This window comes from Stutzerimonas marianensis (genome assembly GCF_022810315.1).
GTDB lineage: Bacteria > Pseudomonadota > Gammaproteobacteria > Pseudomonadales > Pseudomonadaceae > Stutzerimonas > Stutzerimonas marianensis.
On the sequence record NZ_JALGRD010000002.1, the window covers coordinates 253,776 to 270,853 of the forward strand.

The 17,078-nt window shown below is 65.0% G+C and carries 11 protein-coding genes; 4 read left to right on the forward strand and 7 right to left on the reverse strand.

Annotation, left to right across the window (positions count from 1 at the left end; genetic code table 11):
- Positions 1-22 precede the first annotated feature (22 nt).
- The 5 genes from MST27_RS04275 to malE form a co-directional block, all read right to left on the reverse strand.
- Complete coding sequence (locus tag MST27_RS04275; RefSeq protein ID WP_243604767.1) at positions 23-571, reverse strand: sugar O-acetyltransferase; 549 nt, start codon at positions 569-571, stop codon at positions 23-25.
- A 73-nt stretch (positions 572-644) separates the two neighbouring features.
- Positions 645-3,389 carry an HTH-type transcriptional regulator MalT gene (gene malT / locus MST27_RS04280; RefSeq protein ID WP_243604768.1) on the reverse strand — a complete coding sequence of 915 codons (2,745 nt, stop codon included), beginning with the start codon at positions 3,387-3,389 and terminating at the stop codon, positions 645-647.
- 38 nt (positions 3,390-3,427) lie between these two features.
- A complete protein-coding gene (gene malG, locus MST27_RS04285; protein WP_243604769.1) occupies positions 3,428-4,318 on the reverse strand; it encodes a maltose ABC transporter permease MalG in 891 nt (296 codons plus the stop codon).
- 10 nt (positions 4,319-4,328) lie between these two features.
- Complete coding sequence (gene malF, locus MST27_RS04290) at positions 4,329-5,894, reverse strand: maltose ABC transporter permease MalF (protein WP_420864216.1); 1,566 nt, start codon at positions 5,892-5,894, stop codon at positions 4,329-4,331.
- A gap of 67 nt (positions 5,895-5,961) precedes the next feature.
- The gene (gene malE / locus MST27_RS04295; RefSeq protein WP_243604771.1) at positions 5,962-7,149 is read right to left on the reverse strand and encodes a maltose/maltodextrin ABC transporter substrate-binding protein MalE; all 1,188 of its coding nucleotides are present in this window, start codon (positions 7,147-7,149) and stop codon (positions 5,962-5,964) included.
- Positions 7,150-7,408: 259 nt separating this feature from the next.
- Between malE and MST27_RS04300 the strand changes: the two genes are divergently transcribed.
- The gene (locus MST27_RS04300) at positions 7,409-9,475 is read left to right on the forward strand and encodes an alpha-amylase (protein WP_243604772.1); all 2,067 of its coding nucleotides are present in this window, start codon (positions 7,409-7,411) and stop codon (positions 9,473-9,475) included.
- Between the two features lie 22 nt (positions 9,476-9,497).
- Positions 9,498-10,577, forward strand: a complete 1,080-nt coding sequence (locus MST27_RS04305) for a protein kinase family protein (RefSeq protein WP_243604773.1) — start codon at positions 9,498-9,500, stop codon at positions 10,575-10,577.
- A gap of 184 nt (positions 10,578-10,761) precedes the next feature.
- Here MST27_RS04305 and MST27_RS04310 read toward each other — a convergent pair whose 3' ends face one another.
- Complete coding sequence (locus tag MST27_RS04310) at positions 10,762-12,426, reverse strand: glucan 1,4-alpha-maltotetraohydrolase domain-containing protein (RefSeq protein WP_243604774.1); 1,665 nt, start codon at positions 12,424-12,426, stop codon at positions 10,762-10,764.
- Between the two features lie 368 nt (positions 12,427-12,794).
- Between MST27_RS04310 and MST27_RS04315 the strand changes: the two genes are divergently transcribed.
- Both MST27_RS04315 and MST27_RS04320 read left to right on the forward strand, forming a co-directional pair.
- On the forward strand, positions 12,795-14,087 hold the full coding sequence (locus MST27_RS04315; protein ID WP_243604775.1) for a maltoporin: 1,293 nt from the start codon (positions 12,795-12,797) through the stop codon (positions 14,085-14,087).
- Between the two features lie 146 nt (positions 14,088-14,233).
- A complete protein-coding gene (locus MST27_RS04320; RefSeq protein ID WP_243604776.1) occupies positions 14,234-15,157 on the forward strand; it encodes a MalM family protein in 924 nt (307 codons plus the stop codon).
- A gap of 20 nt (positions 15,158-15,177) precedes the next feature.
- Here MST27_RS04320 and MST27_RS04325 read toward each other — a convergent pair whose 3' ends face one another.
- On the reverse strand, positions 15,178-17,055 hold the full coding sequence (locus tag MST27_RS04325) for an MFS transporter (RefSeq protein ID WP_243604777.1): 1,878 nt from the start codon (positions 17,053-17,055) through the stop codon (positions 15,178-15,180).
- Between the last annotated feature and the right edge of the window lie 23 nt (positions 17,056-17,078).

Consider the following 17,078-nt stretch of genomic DNA (forward strand, 5'->3'; position numbering starts at 1 on the left):
CCCGATCGGCACGCGGCCCCGGCTAGCGGCTTCGCGCCGGATTGCCGACCACGGTCGCGCCCGCCGCGACATCCCGCGTCACCACGCTGCCCGCCCCGATCACGGCGCCATCGCCGACGGTCACGCCTGGCAGGATGATCGCGCCACCGCCGATCCACACATGCTCGCCGATGATGACCGGGCGACCGAATTCCAGACCACTGCGACGCCCTTCCGCCTCCCGCGGATGATCAGCGGCATACATCTGCACGCCGGGCCCGATCTGCGTGCCGGTGCCGATGCGCACCTCCATCACGTCGAGGATCACGCAGTTGAAATTCAGAAACACCTCGTCGCCGAGGTGGATGTTGTAGCCATAGTCGCAGTGGAACGGCGGGCGGATCACCGCGCCCTGCCCCACGCGGCCGAACAGCTCGGCCAGAAGCGCCCGGCGGACGACCGGTGTCTCGGCGAGCGCCGCGTTGTAGCGCACCATCCAGGCCTTGGCGCGTGCCTGGTCTGCCTGCAGCTCCGGGTCGCCGGGTCGATACAGCTCACCGGCGAGCATTTTCTGTTTTTCTGTCAGCGTCATGTCTGGCTCCGCGGGGTAGAAAACACATCGGGCATGGAACGTAGCGGCGGCGCATCGCTCGCCCGCGCGCCATTCACTCGCCCTGGATCTTGCTCAGCAGACTGCGCGCCAGCTGAACCGCTTCGTTTCGATGGGTGATGTTGAGCTTCTGATACAGGCTGCGGATATGCGTCTTGATGGTCGTCGGCGCCACGTTCAGGTGTTCGGCGATCTGCTCATTGGACTGGCCGGCATGAATCAGACTGAGCACTTGCCACTCACGGCGCGTGAGCGGTGAATGGCGGATCAGCTCGGGCACGTCCGGCCGGTTGATGATGTCCTGGATCACCGCTTCGTCGAGGGTGATGCGGATCGCCCGGCTGAAGTCGCGCTGCTGCTGCGCCAACTGGATCAGGCGGTCGGCGCGCTGCGCTTCGAGTTCATCCAGCCGCCGCTCGTGTTGCAAGGCCTTGAGCATCGCAATGAGCAGCTTGCCGATGCGCAGGAAACTGCCGATGGCGCCGGTACTGCTGGCCAGGGTCAGCGCCAGCTGCAGGTTGTCCAACGCCTGCCTGCGCTCCTCTCGCAGCCAGTGCAGCTGCGCCAGGAGGATGTGATTGCGGTTGAGATCCATGACCAGGCCGTGCTGCTCGGCATCGGCCTGCAGTTGCCTGAGGATTGGCAGCGCCTTGTCCGGCTGGTTCAGCGACAGGTAGGCGCGGGCATGGTTGCGGCCGTTGTACTGGGCGAAGTGGTTGAGGCCACGCGCCAGGGCCGGCGCGGTCAGTAGCCATTGCTGGATGGCCGTCTTGTCCTGGGTCGAATCCCAGTAGCTGAGCATTACCGCATGGGCATTCGCGAGCCAGTCGACGTGGTAATTGTCGTCGGCGAGCATGCTTTGCATCTTGCCGATGTAATCGGCACAGGCACTCTGCTGCCCACGCGCATGAGCGACCCCGGCGAGCAGCGCGTAGCACTGCAGCAGCCAGCGGTCACCCACATCCTCGAGTATCTGGATGCCCTGCAACGCACATTGCTCGGCGGCATCCAGGTGATGCCATTCCAGCAGCACCTGCCCGCGTACGCGGTAGATGAATTCCATGATGGGCGTGGCCTGCAGATCGGCCTGCTCGACGTATTGAATCGCCCGCTCTTGCAGGGAATAGGCCTTCTGCAGATAGCCCTGGGCAATGGCGATCTCCGACAGTTGCCCAAGGTTCCAGACCACCAGGTGCGAGGCGCGAATCTCCCGGGCGCGGCGCTCGGCCTCCTCGTACTGCTTCTGCGCCTGCGGCAACAGCCCCTGGACGAAATGCGCCTCGGCCAGCCCGGACAGCGCCGCGACCTTGGAGGTGCGCATGATCAACGGCTCACGTGCCAGCGCCTCGCGGGCCAGGGCGATCGCCTGCTGCTCATCGCCCCGGTTCATCGCCACCTGCGCGCGCACGGCATTGAATTCGCCGACGATACGCGCCCAGTCCTCTTCCGAGCAGCTGTCCTGCAGTGCCTGCTCGCTGGCCTCGAACCAGCGCTCGACCTGATCGAACTGATAGGAGTTCTGCGACACCCAGGCTTGCAGCAGGGTCAGCAGGGGCGAACCCGCGATGACCGCTTCGGGAAGCATTTCCAGGCATTGCTGCAACAGCCCCAGGCGCCCCTGGCGATAGAACTGTCGCCCGTGGCGCTCCAGCACCTCGCCGACGCGAGTCGGACAGCCTGCCAGCACGGCGTGCCGCGCCGCCTCTTCCGGCAGATTCTCGGCCATCAGCGCCTCGGCCGCGCGCAGGTGCAGCTCGGACGCCCGCTGCGGCTGATGGGTACGCAGCTCGCCCTGAAGAAAGGTGGCGAAGAGTGGATGGTAGGCATACCACTGGCGCAGCCCGTCCAGCGGTTGCAGAAAGAGGCCGCCACGCTCCAGTTGCTCGAGCATCTCGCGGGCGTTACGGCCCTGGGTCAGCCGATCGGCCAGCGGTACGTTGAACCGCTCCAGCAGACAGGTGGCCTGAAGGAACTCCAGCGTGGCAGGCCCCAGGTCGGCGATGACCTGTTCACGCATATAGTCGCGGATGTAGGGGTGCCCCAGTTGCAGATGCTCCAGGAACAGGTCCATGCCGCGGCCGGTCTGCACCTCCTGCAGGGCCAGCTGCAAGGCGCAGGGCCAGCCGCCGATACGACGGTTGAGGCGCTCGACCTGCTCGCGGTTGATGGCGACCGGCAGACCAAGGTCGAGCAGCGCTTGTACTTCATCCGTCTCGAAGGCCAGGTGCTGCGCATCGACGGTGAGTAATTGATGCTTGACGCGCAGGTCGGCGACGCCGAGCTCCGGCAGCCCGCGACTGCACACGAGCAGCGTCAGCCACGCCGGCATGTTGCGCAGGAAGAAGCGCAGCGCGGCAACGACCGTGGCGTCGTGCAGCACCTCGAAGTCATCCAGCACCAGCAGCAGGGGTTCGTGCTCGCCCGGCAGTTCTGCCAGCAGATGCGTGAGCAGCGTTTCGAAGGTTTCAGCGGCCTGCCCCGCCAGCAACAGGCTGCGCGGACAGCCGTGCTCCAGCCGTGCATCGAGTACATGCAGCAGGTACCGCCCGAACTGCAGTGGATCGTTATCGCCGGGGTGCAGCTGCAGCCAGGCGACCCGGCCGTCGAACGCCCGCGCCCATTGGCAGGCCAGCGTCGTCTTGCCAACACCGCTGGGCCCGTGCAGTACCGCCAGACGGACCTCGCCCAGGCGCTGGAACCATTCGTCCAGGCGCGGACGTGGCAGCAGGCCTCGGGGCAGCGCGGGCATGTTCAGCTTGGCCGGGATCAGCGGCAAGGGCGCAGGCAGTACGGCATTCATGATCGTCTCTCCATGGCTCATTTCCCGTCCGGGCGTTCCTAGCCTTTCACGCCTCCGGCGGTCAGCCCGCCGACGATCCACTTCTGGCAGTAGAGGAAAACCGCGGTGATGGGCAGCCCGGACAGCACCGCCGCGGCCGCGAAATCACCCCACAGGTAATTCTGGTCGTAGAGGTACTGCTGGGCGCCGACCGACAGCGTGAGCTTGTCCACGTCCATCAGGAGCACCGAAGCGATCGGGTACTCGGTGATGCTGGTGATGAAGGCCAGGATGAACACCACTGCCAGGATCGGCACGCTCATGGGCAGCAGGATATGCACGAAGGCCTGCCAGGTCGTGGCGCCATCGACGATGGCCGCTTCCTCCAGCGAGCCGTCGATGCTTTCGAAATAGCCCTTGATGGTCCAGATGTGCAGCGCCATTCCACCCAGCGAGGCGACGATCACCGCGCCATGGGTGTTCACCCCGAGCCAGCCGACATGCTTGCCGAGCTGGTCGAACAGGGCGTAGATGGCCACCAGCGTCAGCACGGGCGGGAACATCTGGAAGATCAGCATGCCCTTGAGAATCGGCCCCTTGCCGGCGAAGCGCAGGCGGGCAAAGGCATAGGCGCTGGTGGTCGAGAGCATGAGGATCAGCACGGAGCTGGTCAGCGCGATCTTGACGGAATTCCACAGCCAGGTGAGCACCGGGAATGGAGGCTGGGTAACCTCGCCATTGTCATGGACGTAGGGAAAGCCCAGCGCCAGGGACCAGTGCTCCAGCGTCGGATTGTCCGGCAGCAGGCTGCCGCTGGCGAAGTTGCCCTCACGAAACGAGATCGACACCACCATCAACAGCGGGAACAGGATAAGCGCGACGAAGGCGAGCAACGCGGCATGGGTGAACCAGATGCGGTATTTGACGGATTGGGGTTGGACCATGGCCATGGGCGAATCCTCAGACTTTGACCTTGGAGAGCTTCAGGTTCAGCCAGGCCATGGCGCCAACAACGAGGAAGATCAACGTGGCGATGGCTGCCGCCAGGGCAAAATTCTGCCCTGAATCCTGGAACGCGATGCGGTAGGTGTAGCTGACCAGCAGGTCGGTGGTGCCCGCCGGCGTGGTGGTGCCGAGAATGTCCGGGCCGCCGCGGGTCAGCAGGGTGATTAGGACGAAGTTGTTGAAATTGAAAGCGAAACTCGCGATCAGCAGTGGCGCCAGCGGCTTGATCAACAGCGGCAGCGTGATCTTGAGCAGGTTGTCCAGCGGCGTCGCACCGTCCATGGCCGAGGCCTCATAGAGGTCGCGCGGGATCGCCTGCAGCAGCCCCATGCACAGCAGCAACATGTAGGGGTAACCCAGCCAGGTATTGACGATAAGAATCATGGTCCGCGCCAGGGTGGGATCGCTGAACCAGTCCGGCCGCACCCCGAACAGGCTGTCGAGCATCAGATTGATTTCGCCGAAGCTCTGGTTGAACAGGCCCTTGAAGACCAGGATCGAAATGAACGCCGGCACCGCGTAAGGCAGGATCAGCATCAGCCGGTAAAAGGCCTTGCCGCGCACCATTTCCCACTGCAGCAGGCTGGCCAGCACCAGTCCGACGGCAAGCGTGAAGATCACCGTCAGCCCGGCGAAGCACACCGTCCATACGAAAATCTGCAGGAACGGGCCGCGGATCTTCGGATCGGTGAGGACCTTGGCGAAGTTGCTCCAGCCGGCGTAGACCGTGTATCCCGGCGCGACCGGCTGCCCTTCGGCGTCGACATAAAAGCCGATCTCGTCGTTGGCCGTCAGGCGCGCACCGGTCTGGTTGTTGATCAGCGAACCGTCGTCCTGCAGCCGGTACAGCGGCTCCACCGCCGCGACCTCGCGCAACCCATACAGGCGCAACAGCTGCCCGTCATTGCCGCGCATCACCCATTGCTCCAGCGCCTTGCGCTGGCGGATCACGTCGCGCAGCGGCACGGCCGCGCCGAGCGCTTCGACCTCGGCCTCGCGGCTCATGGCCAGCGCCTCGCCCTCTACCGGCTCCCCTTCCAGCGGCGCCGACACCCATACGCCCTGCGGCCCTCGGTCGACGCGCAGGCGCAGCTGGCCCTCGTCGTTCTGATGCAGGCTGAAGCCGTATCGCTCACCGGCCAGGTAGGTCTGGCCGAGGTGATAGCGCTGGGCCTGCTCGAAACTCAGCAGGTTGGTGCCGCTGTAGTTGGTGAAGCCGATCCCGACCGTGTAGAGCAGTGGAAAAATGACGAACACCAGCATGCCCGCCACGGAGGGGAAGATGTAGCGATGCGCATAGGCGCGGCGGTGGATGAACACGAAGCTGGCGATCCCGGCGACGACCAGCCCGAGCAGGGCGAACACCGTCTGCCCTTGGGCATAGAGGGCGACGATGAGATAGAGCGCAAAGGCATTGCAGAGCGTCCACAAGCTCCAGCGCATCGCTGCGGGCAGCCTGGGAACGGACAGCTTCGGCACGGCGCGGCCGGGCATCTCGGCGGAAAGGTTCATGGCGGACATCGGAATCTGGGCCTCGGGGCGCGCGGCGGCAGCCGCAGGCACCTGCGGCTGCCGCGGCGGGTTGTCGTTACTTGACGATGCGTTTGGCGGCGTCATCCAGTGCGGCGTCCACGGTTTGGCGGCCTGAGGTGATGTTGGTCAGCGCCGCTTCCATGGCCGACCAGAACACGCCCATCTGCGGGATGTTGGGCATCGGACGGCCCTGCTCCGCGCTTTCGAACGTGGCCTTGATCATCGGGTCGTCCGACAGCTCCTCCATGAAGGCCTTGTTCACCACCGCGCCCAGCGGGACATCGGCGTTCACGGTCTTCAGCCCCTCGACTTCGAGCAGGTAGTTCTCCAGGAACTCGACCGCCAGCGCCTGGTTCGGGCTGGCCGCGTTGAGGGTCGCGGCCATCACCCCGGAAAAGGGTTTGCTCGGGCTGTCCCCCACCGCCGGGATGGGCGCCACGCCGAAATCGATGTTGCTCTTGCGGATATTCGACCAGGCCCAGGGGCCGCTGATGAACATCGCCGAATCGCCCTTGTTGAAGGCCGCTTCGGCGGCGCTGTAATCGGCGCCCTTGGGCATGACGCCCTCGTCGATCAGGCGCTTGAGCATGGCTGCGCCTTGCTTGGCGCCGTCGTTGTTGACGCCCGTCTGGCTGACGTCATAGCCGGTGTCGGTGTCCTTGAATGCATAGCCGCCATTGGCTGCCAGCAGCGCCCAGCTGAAGTAGGTGTTGTTGTAGTCCCAGAGAATTGCACGCTTGCCGTCGGCGGCGAGGTCCTTGTGCATCGCCAGAACCTCTTCGAAGGTCTTTGGCGGCGTCGGCACGAGGGCCTTGTTGTAGATCAGCGCGGGCGCTTCGACCGCCATGGGATAGCCCCACAGCTTGCCGTTGTAGCTGACCGCATCCCAGGCGAAGTCGGCGATCTCCTGCTTACTCTCGGCACTCGGGGTGACGGCTGTGATCAGACCGCTCTGCGCCCATTCGCCCAGTCGATCATGAGCCCAGATGAAGATGTCCGGTCCGTTTCCGGTCGCCGCGGCCTGCTGGAACTTGTCCGTGGCGCCGTCCGGGTGCGCCACCTCGACGGGGATACCGGTTTCCTCGGTGAATCGTTCGCCCACCTTCGCCAATCCCTTGTAGCCCTTGTCGCCGTTGATCCAGACGACCAGCTTGCCTTCCTCGATCGCGGCCTGGACGGAGAGCGGCAAGCTCAGGGTGGCGCAGAGACCGATCGTGGCTGCTGCAAACAGCTTTTTATTCATTTTGGGTAGTTCCTCGTGGCTTCTTATTGTTGATCCACAACGTCTGCTTGCCGCCGGGCGGTCGTGCAGTGCATCCATACTCGTCCGGCCGCTGGGCTAAAACATCCTCCCCTGCAGGTGGATGAGGGGCGTAGAGCCGGGGCGTAGTTCGGCCGTTTGGCAGCCCTGTGCGCAAGCGATAATCGGCCCGTCTCCGCCTGCACAGACAAGCCGCAACGCTGTTGAATAGAGTCTCTTTTCCGCCCGCCCGGAGCCGGACATGCGCCCTCTGCCGCCCGTTAGTCCTCTTATCCTAGCCCTTTGTTTCGGACTGCTCGCTCCCGTTGTACAAGCGGAACCTCAAGTCCCGATCCGACTGGATGGTCAACCGCTGCAGCCGACCTGGGAAACCCTGGCGGACAATCGTTTCGCGACCATCCTCGAGCTGACCGAAGGTCAACTTCGATTCGGCGACGACGCGGCCAGGCCGGAGCCGATGAAACCCTTCCTGCGGCACTCGCTGACAACCGGCAACGGCTACGAATTCAGCGTGACCGAAGCGGGCCGCTATCGCCTGCTGGTGCAGACCGGCGAGGACGCCAGCCTGCGTTTGCTGCCGATCCGTCAGCACCGCGAGCCGCCCGAGCCGGTCTGCCAGCCCTGGAGCGGCGGTGCCGTGCAGGTGCCCGTAACCGGTGTGTTCGAGGACGGCCAGCGGCTGCGCGACGCCTACAGCGGCGACACCGCCATCGTCGAGAACGGGCAGGTCGAGCTGACCCCGGCGCCTGGCAGCGACGGCCTGCTGCTGATCGAAGCGGCCGATCTTGCTCCTGCGCCGCCGCGTGACTGGCGCAATGCGACCGTCTACTTCGTCCTCACCGATCGCTTCGCCAATGGCGACCCGCACAACGACCGCAGCTATGGCCGCATGCCCGATGGCGAGCAGGAAATCGGCACCTTTCACGGCGGTGATCTCAAGGGGCTGACCGGCAAGCTGGATTACCTGGCCGAACTGGGCATCGATGCCCTTTGGATCAGCGCGCCGTACGAGCAGATCCACGGCTGGGTCGGTGGCGGCGACGACGGCGACTTCCGTCACTACGCCTATCACGGTTATTACCCACTCGATTACACCCAGCTCGATGCCAACATGGGCAGCGAAAACGATCTGCGTGCGCTTATCGGCGAAGCTCATGCACGGGGCATCCGCGTGCTGTTCGACGTCGTGCTCAACCACGCCGGCTATTCGACACTCGCCGACATGCAGCACTTCGGTTTCGGCGCGCTGCGCGAAGGCATGGCACAGTACCTCCCCGCGCGCTGGACGCGCTGGCAGCCGGAATCGCACGAGAACCTGCACGCCTACCACAACCTCATCGACTACGAGCACCCCGACTGGGCACGCTGGTGGGGCAAGGACTGGGTACGCGCCGGCATCGCGGACTACCCGGCTGCGCCGAGCGTGCTGGTCGATCCCCTTCAGGGGTCCCTCGCCTTCCTGCCCGACTTTCGCACCGAGCGCGACACGCCGGTGGGCTTGCCGCATTTCCTGCGCCACAAACAACCGACGCGGGCCGTCGAGCTCGACGGTTATCGCGTCCGCGACTATCTCACCGAGTGGCTGACGCACTGGGTGCGTGAGTATGGCGTCGATGGGTTTCGGGCCGATACCGTCAAGCATGTCGAGAAGGCGACCTGGGCCCAGCTGCGCGACCAAGCCGAGCAGGCGCGGCGCGACTGGTCCGCGGCCAATCCAGCCGACCCGATGGCCGGCGAGCCGTTCTGGATGGTCGGCGAAGTCTTCGGTCATGGCCCGGCGCCCAGCGACTACCAGACCAACGGCTTCGACGCGCTGATCAACTTCGCCTTCCAGAAGGAGGTGGCCGGCCCGGGCAGCGACTGTCTGCGTCGCGCCGAGTCAGGCTACCGGCAGTATGCCGACCTGCTCGCCCGCCACCCCGGGCACAACTTCATGAGCTATGGCTCCTCCCATGACACTGCGCTGTTCAGCGCCGAGCACGGCGGCGACTTGGCGCTTCAGCGGGGCCTGGCCAACGCCTTGCTCCTGAGCCCGGGCGCGGTACAGATCTACTACGGCGACGAGAGTGCGCGGGCCTTCGGCCCTACCGGCTCGGATCCGTTCCAGGGCACCCGCTCGGACATGAACTGGGACGACCACCACACCCCACGGATTGCCGCGCTGCTGGCGCACTGGCAGCGTCTCGGGCAATTCCGGGCACGGCATCCGGCCATCGGCGGCGGCACTCACCGGCAGCTTTCCGAGGCGCCCTACGCCTTTGTGCGTCAACAGGGCGAGGACCGTGTCATCGTGGTCCAGGCGCGTTGAGCCTGCAGAGGAGTGCGACGCCATGACACCCGAGCAGCAACGCCACGCCGAGCAACTCTCATTCGTCGCCAGCGGCGCGGAGCTGGAAATCGGCACCCCAGCCGATTGCCCCCTGCCGCTGGATCGCCTGATAAGCGTCCGCGGCGACGAGCCCTGGGTGCGCGAACGCTTCGACGGCGGGCTGACCGCCCAGGTCTACCGCGTGCATGCAGACGGACGGGACTGGACCCTCAAGCGTGCCCGCGCGCGATGCAAGGTGCAGAACCTTGATGGCCAGACCAGCTTCCTCAACGAGATCCAAAGGCGCGCCGACCTTCGCGCGCTCAAGCGCGATCCGTCGCTCGCCGAACGGCTGGAATCCATCGTCGACACCCGCTACGCCAGCTACCGCCACGGTGTGCTGCTATCCCCCTGGATCGACGGTAAGCCGATCCAGGCCTGGAGCGAACGCCAGCTCCTGCAGCTCTTCGATACGCTGGTCGCCCTGCTGCTCGGTGGGCTCTTCGAATGGGACCTGTGCCCGGGTAACACCCTCGATGACGGTCAGGTGCGCCTGTTCGACTTCGGCTACATGTATCGCTTCGATCCGCTGCGCGCCTTCAACAGCAACGGCACCGCGACGCCACAGTTCCATGCCGCCGAGCGCTTCGAGACCCGGCAGTATTTCGCCCACCTGCTCGTGTTGGAAACCCAGGGCGAGACCTCTGCCCTGGCGGCGTTCGAGCTGGAAAAGCGCATCGCCATCGAGGCCTACCGGCAATTGCGCGCCGCGCTCGCGAAACGCGGCGCCAGCGGCGAAGTGCTGCACTGGCTCGACTCGATAGGTCAGCAATGGACGCAGGGGCTTAAAGCAGACCGGGAAGCGCTGTACCTGAAGGAAGCCTGGCGCTCGCACTGGCTCGATCTGCAGGACGACCTCCACGGCCAGACCTGCACCGCCTCGACCCTCGCACGCATCGACTGGCTGCAGGCAACCGTCGAGCACCGCTACCGCGACCTGCAGGCCGTGGCAGCGGTCGCACCGGCCGATCTGCTGCTGGCCCGCCTGCGAAAGGCACGACGCCTGGCGGTTCGCTGGCAACTAGCGTCCCCCAGAGCATAGTGTCCGCTTACCGCCCAGCTTCACGGCACAGCTGCTTCAAGAAGCCGGCGCCTTAAGGTATCCCCCCGACTCCCTCGACATCCCGAAGCCCTGAACGACGCCCGGCGTGACACGCCGGGCCCGCTACGCCTGGCCTCGCTGCACAGGCGTAACGGATCGTTCACCTGAAGGGCCCAGCTGCTCGTCAGAACGAGCCCTGGGTCGAAACCCCTTCCGCGCTCATGAAGCGATTGTTGCCGCCGGGCTGCCACGTCTTGACGTCGGTCGGGCGGGTTTCACTGCGCACGATGCATTTCCACTCCACGGCCTGCTCGGCTGGCAATGCGAGCGTGCCCGCCCAGGTCGGATAACGGCTGACATCGGTCAGTCGCACCGCGCCCGCCGGGCTCCAGTTGCCGAGTTCGGTCAGATTGCCGACTGCATAGACGCTGTCACCTGGCTGCGTCACGCCGTTGTCGCAGCGGAAGTCGACATTGACCAGCCCTTCGCCACCATCCCCGCCACTCGTGCTGCCGGTCGTCCAGATGCGCACCTGGCCGCTGTCCTCGTCCAGCGCCAGGTTGAAGCTACCGCTGGCGACCTGCGCCGGGTCCTGCAGATCCGAGCCCAGCGCGACCACCAGCGTCTGCGCCGTGCCGCGGACCGTCGCCACCAGCCCCGAGTAGCCGCTATGGAACTCGATCGCCGAATCGGCCCGCACACCCGCCGCGCGGCGAATCCGGATCAGCTCGCGAATCAGCGTTCCGTGCCCCCAGTCGTACATGTGCGACCAGTACACCACCGGCGTTCCCGGGCTGGAGAGGATGTAGGCGTAGGCCTGCCGTACTAGGTCGTCACGCAGCGGCCAGTGGTGCTGCCCGCCGTTCTGCCCGGGGGAGTAACCGGTGTCATGGTTGTCGACGAAGGTCACCGCAACTTCGCGCCAACGCGCGTCGGGATTGCCGTTAAGGCCGTTCTTCCAGTCGGCGATGGCGCCGTTCTGCATGCGCTCCTTGAGGGCGAAGTCGAATACCGGGCACTTGGCGCGGTCGGACCAGTCCTTGATGACCTGCTGCCAACTCGCGGTGTTGCGCCAGTCCCAGCTGGGATATTCGGCCGGTGCCTTCCAGAGTTCGCCCACGCAGAACGCATCGTCGTGCGCAGCGCTCATCCAGCTGTCGACCCGCTCACCGGCGTAACCGCGCACGAAGTCGAAGCGGAAACCGCCGGCGCCATACTGGCTGCGCAGGTTGGAGAATTCATCGCGGAACATCCCGTACACCTGCGGATTGCCGGTGTTGAGATCGGCATCGCCTCCAATGAAACGATCGCCGTCGTCGCAGTCGTTGGGGTAGTTGCCAGGATCGGCACAATCATCGCGCCAGAACCCCTGGCCGGCCGGCAAGTTGATTTCCTTGTCCGGGTAGCCGCGGTTCATGTGATTGGGCACCACATCGTAGAGCACCTTCACTTGCGCAGCGTTGAGTGCACCGGCCGCCTGCCGCAGCTGGGCATCGCTGCCGTAGCGGCCGTTCTTGTTGAAGTCGTGCCAGAAATAACCTTCGCCGCCACCGGAAGTGGCGCCGTCGCTCCAGCTGGAAAAATCGCGCCAGGGCACCGGCATCCAGATTGCGCTGAAGCCATCGGCGGCGATGGTGGGCGCCATGTCGCGCAAGGTGTCGTACCAGTTGCCGGGCGACTCGCGGACGACGTTCCAGTGAAATCCCTGAAGGATGATTTCGTCGCCGCCGTGATAGCGAACCCCGCCAGGGCTCTTGCCAGCCAGATCGGCGGCCTGGACCGAGCCCAGGGTCAGCAACAGGGAGGAGACCGCCAGGGCCAGGCGGGCAGGATACAAGGGATGTTTCATCGAAGTTGCTCCACGCTTGTCATTGTTTTGTGGGCACCCGACTGCGGCCACCGGCTTTCGCGATGACCGGGCGCAGACGGTCATCGGGAGGATCACCGTCGGATCCAGCCTGCCCCGCCTCCTGCACCGGCCATACCTCCCCGACTGGTTTTTTCAAGGCTTAGTGGCCAGGCGTAGTCCTCGCATCGCCCTGGCCCGATGCCCTCCGCCCCTGCTACGCCCTCGCGCTCCGCCTCGAAAAAAAACGACCGGGAGGATGTTGCGAACGTCGCCGATCCGCAGGCTTTCGTGCACCGCCAGCCCGCCATGACCGCGAGTCTGGCGCCACGGCTGGCAGTACCTAACAACAAGAACAAAGGACTTTCGCGATGAACCCCCAACAATCCGTACGTCTTCTGCAACCCACCCTGCTCTGCGCCGCCCTGCTGGCGGCACTGCCCGCGCATGCGGTGGATTTCCACGGTTACCTGCGTTCGGGCGTCGGCACCACAGCTGGTGGCGGCGACCAGGCCTGTTTCCAGGTGCCGGGCGCGCCGGCGAAGTACCGCCTGGGCAACGAATGCGAGACATACGCCGAGATCGGCCTCGGGCAGGAGCTCTACAACGAGGGCGGCAAGAGCTTTTACGTCGACAGCATGATCGCGTACCGCTCCGATCAGGGTAACGACTGGGAAGCCACCGGCACCGACACCGATGACGGCGCCAACAATCCCTTCGACGAAGCAGGCACCACCTCCATCCGTCAGTTTCACGTGCTCGGCAAGAACGTCATCGACGCCCTCCCCGGCGCGACGCTTTGGGCCGGCAAGCGCTACTACCGACGCAATGACGTCCACATCAACGATTACTACTACTGGGATGTATCCGGCCCCGGGGCAGGCATCGAAGACATCGACCTGGGCTTTGGCAAGGCGCACATCGCCTGGGTGCGCAACACCGATGGCGACTGGACCTACCAAGGCAGCGGCACCGGGACCAACATCGCCAACGACACCCTCGACCTGCGGCTCTCCGATCTGGCCATCAACCCTGGTGGCAAGCTGGAACTCGGCTACGACTACGGCAAGGCCAACCTGACCGACGAACAGGAGCGCGACCCCGGCTATACCGACCAGAAGGGCCACCTGATCACCGTCCAGCATGAGCAAAGCAACTGGTTTGGTGGCTATAACAAGCTGGCGGTGCAGTACGGCACCGACGGCATCATCGGCAGCAGCGGTCGCAACAGCACCGGCAACAGCGACGGCACCATGATCCGCGTGGTCAACAGCGGCGTGGTGAGCCTTACCGATAACATCGAGATGATGTACGCGCAGATCTACGAGGACCGTGACTTCGACAACGACTCCGGACAGCAATGGCTCTCCTTCGGCGTACGCCCGGTCTACAAGTGGAGTGACGTCATGAGCACTGCCCTGGAGTTCGGCTATGACCGCATCGATCCACAGGCCGACGGCGAGCGCACCCGCGACCTGAAGAAGATCACCCTGGCCCAGCAATGGTCGGCCGGTCGCAGCTTCTGGGCGCGTCCGCAGATCCGTGCCTTCGCGACCTACGCCATGTGGGACGGTGACCGCTACAACGCCGCCAGCGAGTCCATCGATGCCGGCGATGACGATGGTTTGACGTTCGGGGTCCAGGTCGAGGCCTGGTGGCAGTGAGGGACGGCGCCCCGCATGGGGCGCCCGCTTGACTTCTCGTTCCGCCGCTCCAAGCGGATTTAGCCCCGGCTTGCCGGTTGCAGGACGGTTGCGCAGCGCCTCCGCCGCCTGCACCGGGGCTCTTTTTTGACCTGCGAGGTTTATCCATGTCCCCCTTTCGAATCGCCACCTGGCTGTTCGGCTTCGGCCTGCTGGCCGGCTGCGCCACGGACTCGCTGCGGCGGGTCGATACCTTGAGCCCGGCCCCTGCTCCTTCGACGATACCGGTCGAGCAGGCACGCGCCGAACTGGAGGCCCAACCCCTCTGTTGTGGCACTCTGCGCGAGCTGCCCTATCAACCCGTCCCGGTGGATTTCATCGGCAACGTGGAAATCGGCCCTGACGCGCCGGCCTTCGCCTTCGACAGTGGCAAGAGTTTCTTTCGCGCGTTCGAGCTACCGGCCGGGGATCGTTCCTTCGAAATTCGCTTGTACAGCCAGGCTGGCAACACTGTGCTGGCGCCACGCGCCATGGTGCTCGACAGCCAGTTCCGCATGACCCGCCTGCTGGATGCGGACGACTTCATGTACGTTCCGGCCAGCGGCTTCAAGGGCGACAGCCTGGACGCGCGACTGCGCATCGACCGGCTCTACCCAGGACACCCCGCCAGCGAGCGCTACCTGATCCTCTATACCAGTGAGCAGCAGATGCGCGGCCAGACCCAGCTGGAGCACCCGGCCAAGGCCTATGCCCGAGCGCTGGGCAACCAGCCACCGAACATCGCCGATCCGATTGCGCGGCATTCACCGGCTGGCGTGGTGCGCATGGTTCTGGTCGCCGATCGTGAAGCCGGCCAACAGGCCGGGCACTACGTCCCGCCCTACAGCACCGGACGTGAAATGGGTGTGGAGATGGCCGGTGAAAAAGCGCCTGCCGTGCTGCCGGAAACCCGGGCGTATTATCGGCAGGGCATCGACGCAGCGCTGGCCGCGAAAGACGTGGAGCGCGCCTTGCGCCTGGCCGACGAAGCGGCCCGGGTCGGTGACCAGGACGCCAAGGCCTACCTGCTCGAGCGCATCGAAATCCGTTGAACGATCCGAGGCGACCGCGCCTAGCGCCGGTCGCCTCGCAGCCGCGCCACTTCCGCCTGCAGCCGCTGACGGCTGGCTTCGCTCGCGGCGATGGGCGCACTCGCGACCAGATCGACCTTCGACCAGATCCGCCGGAAGAAGCCCTTGTTCGGGTCGCGGCTGAAAAAGCTGCCCCACAATCCGCCAAGTGCCATGGGCACGACCGGGACTGGATTGGCCTGCAGGATGCGCTCCACCCCGGCCTTGAACTCGTTCATCTCGCCATCGCTGGTGAGCTTGCCCTCGGGAAAGATGCACACCAGCTCGCCCTCCTCGAGGTACCGGCTGATGCGCTCGAACGCTTGATGATAGGTGGCTTCATCTTCCTGGCGCCCGGCAATCGGCACCGCGCCGGCCGTGCGGAAGATGAAGTTGAGCACTGGCAGGCGGAAAATCTTGTAGTACATGACGAAGCGCACCGGCCGCCGCACCGCCCCGGCGATCAGCAGCGCATCGACGAACGAGACATGATTGCAGACCAACACGGCCGGGCCTTCCTCTGGAATGGCCTCGAGCCCACGCTGGCGCACGCGGTACATCGAATGCCCGAGCAGCCAGACCAGAAAGCGCATGCTGAACTCGGGCACGATGCTGAAGATGTAGGCGCTGACCGCGACGTTCATCAACGATGCCACGAGAAACAACTGCGGAATGGACAGCCCCGCAACGCTCAGCAACAGGATCGCGACCAGCGCCGACCCGACCATGAACAAGGCGTTGAGAATGTTGTTCGCCGCCACCACCCGGGCGCGCTCCTGTTCAGCCGTGCGCGACTGGATCAGCGCATACAACGGCACGATGTAGAGCCCACCGAACATGCCGATCCCCAGCACCGACAGCAGGATCCACCAGGCCTGGCCGATCTGCAGCAACCCCAGCCAGTCATGCGGCAGTGCCGCTTGCGGAAAGCCGCCCGAATTCCACCAGAGCAACAACCCGAACAGGGTCAGGCCAAAGGAGCCGAACGGCACCAGACCAATCTCCACCTTGTGGCCGGACAGCCGTTCGCAGAGCAGCGAGCCCAGCGCGATACCCACCGAGAACACCGTCAGGATCAGGGTCACGACGGTCTCGTCGCCGTGCAGCAGGTCCTTCGAATAAGCCGGAATCTGGGTCAGGTAGGTGGCCCCGAGAAACCAGAACCAGGAGTTGCCCACCAGCGAGCGTGATACCGAAAGCCGCTGCCCCAACCCCATGCGCATGATCGCGCCGGTCTGTCGAAAGAGGTTGAAGTCCAGCCGCAGCGATGGCAACGAAGCCCCAGTGGCCGGCACCCCTCGGCTGGCCAGGTAGCCCGCGACAGCGACCAGCACCACGCCAGCGGCGACGAGTTGGGCATAGGCATCGTTGGCCATCATCACCCCGGCGGTGATGGTCCCTGCGAGGATCGCCAGGAACGTCCCCATCTCCACCAGTGCGTTGCCCCCGACCAGTTCATGGTTCTCCAGCAGTTTGGGCAGTACCGAATACTTGACCGGCCCGAACAGCGCGGATTGCGTGCCCATGCAGAACAGCACCACCAGCAGCAGCGGCAGGTTGCCCAGCAACATCCCCGCGCCGCCGGCCAGCATGATGACGATCTCGCCGGCCTTGATCGCGCGGATCAGACGCTCCTTGGCGAACTTTTCGCCCAGCTGGCCACCCAGCGCGGAAAACAGGAAGAACGGCAGGATGAACAGCAGCGCGCAGAGGTTGATGAGCAGGCTGGTGTCGGCACTCGAGCCAATCTTGTAGAGGATCGCCAGAATCAACGCCTGCTTGAACAGGTTATCGTTGAAGGCGCCGGACAGCTGGGTCAGAAAGAACGGCAGGAAGCGACGCTTGCCGAACAGGGTGAACTGCGAGTGAGGCGTGCTCATGGATCCGGTTCCGTGGATGGGAC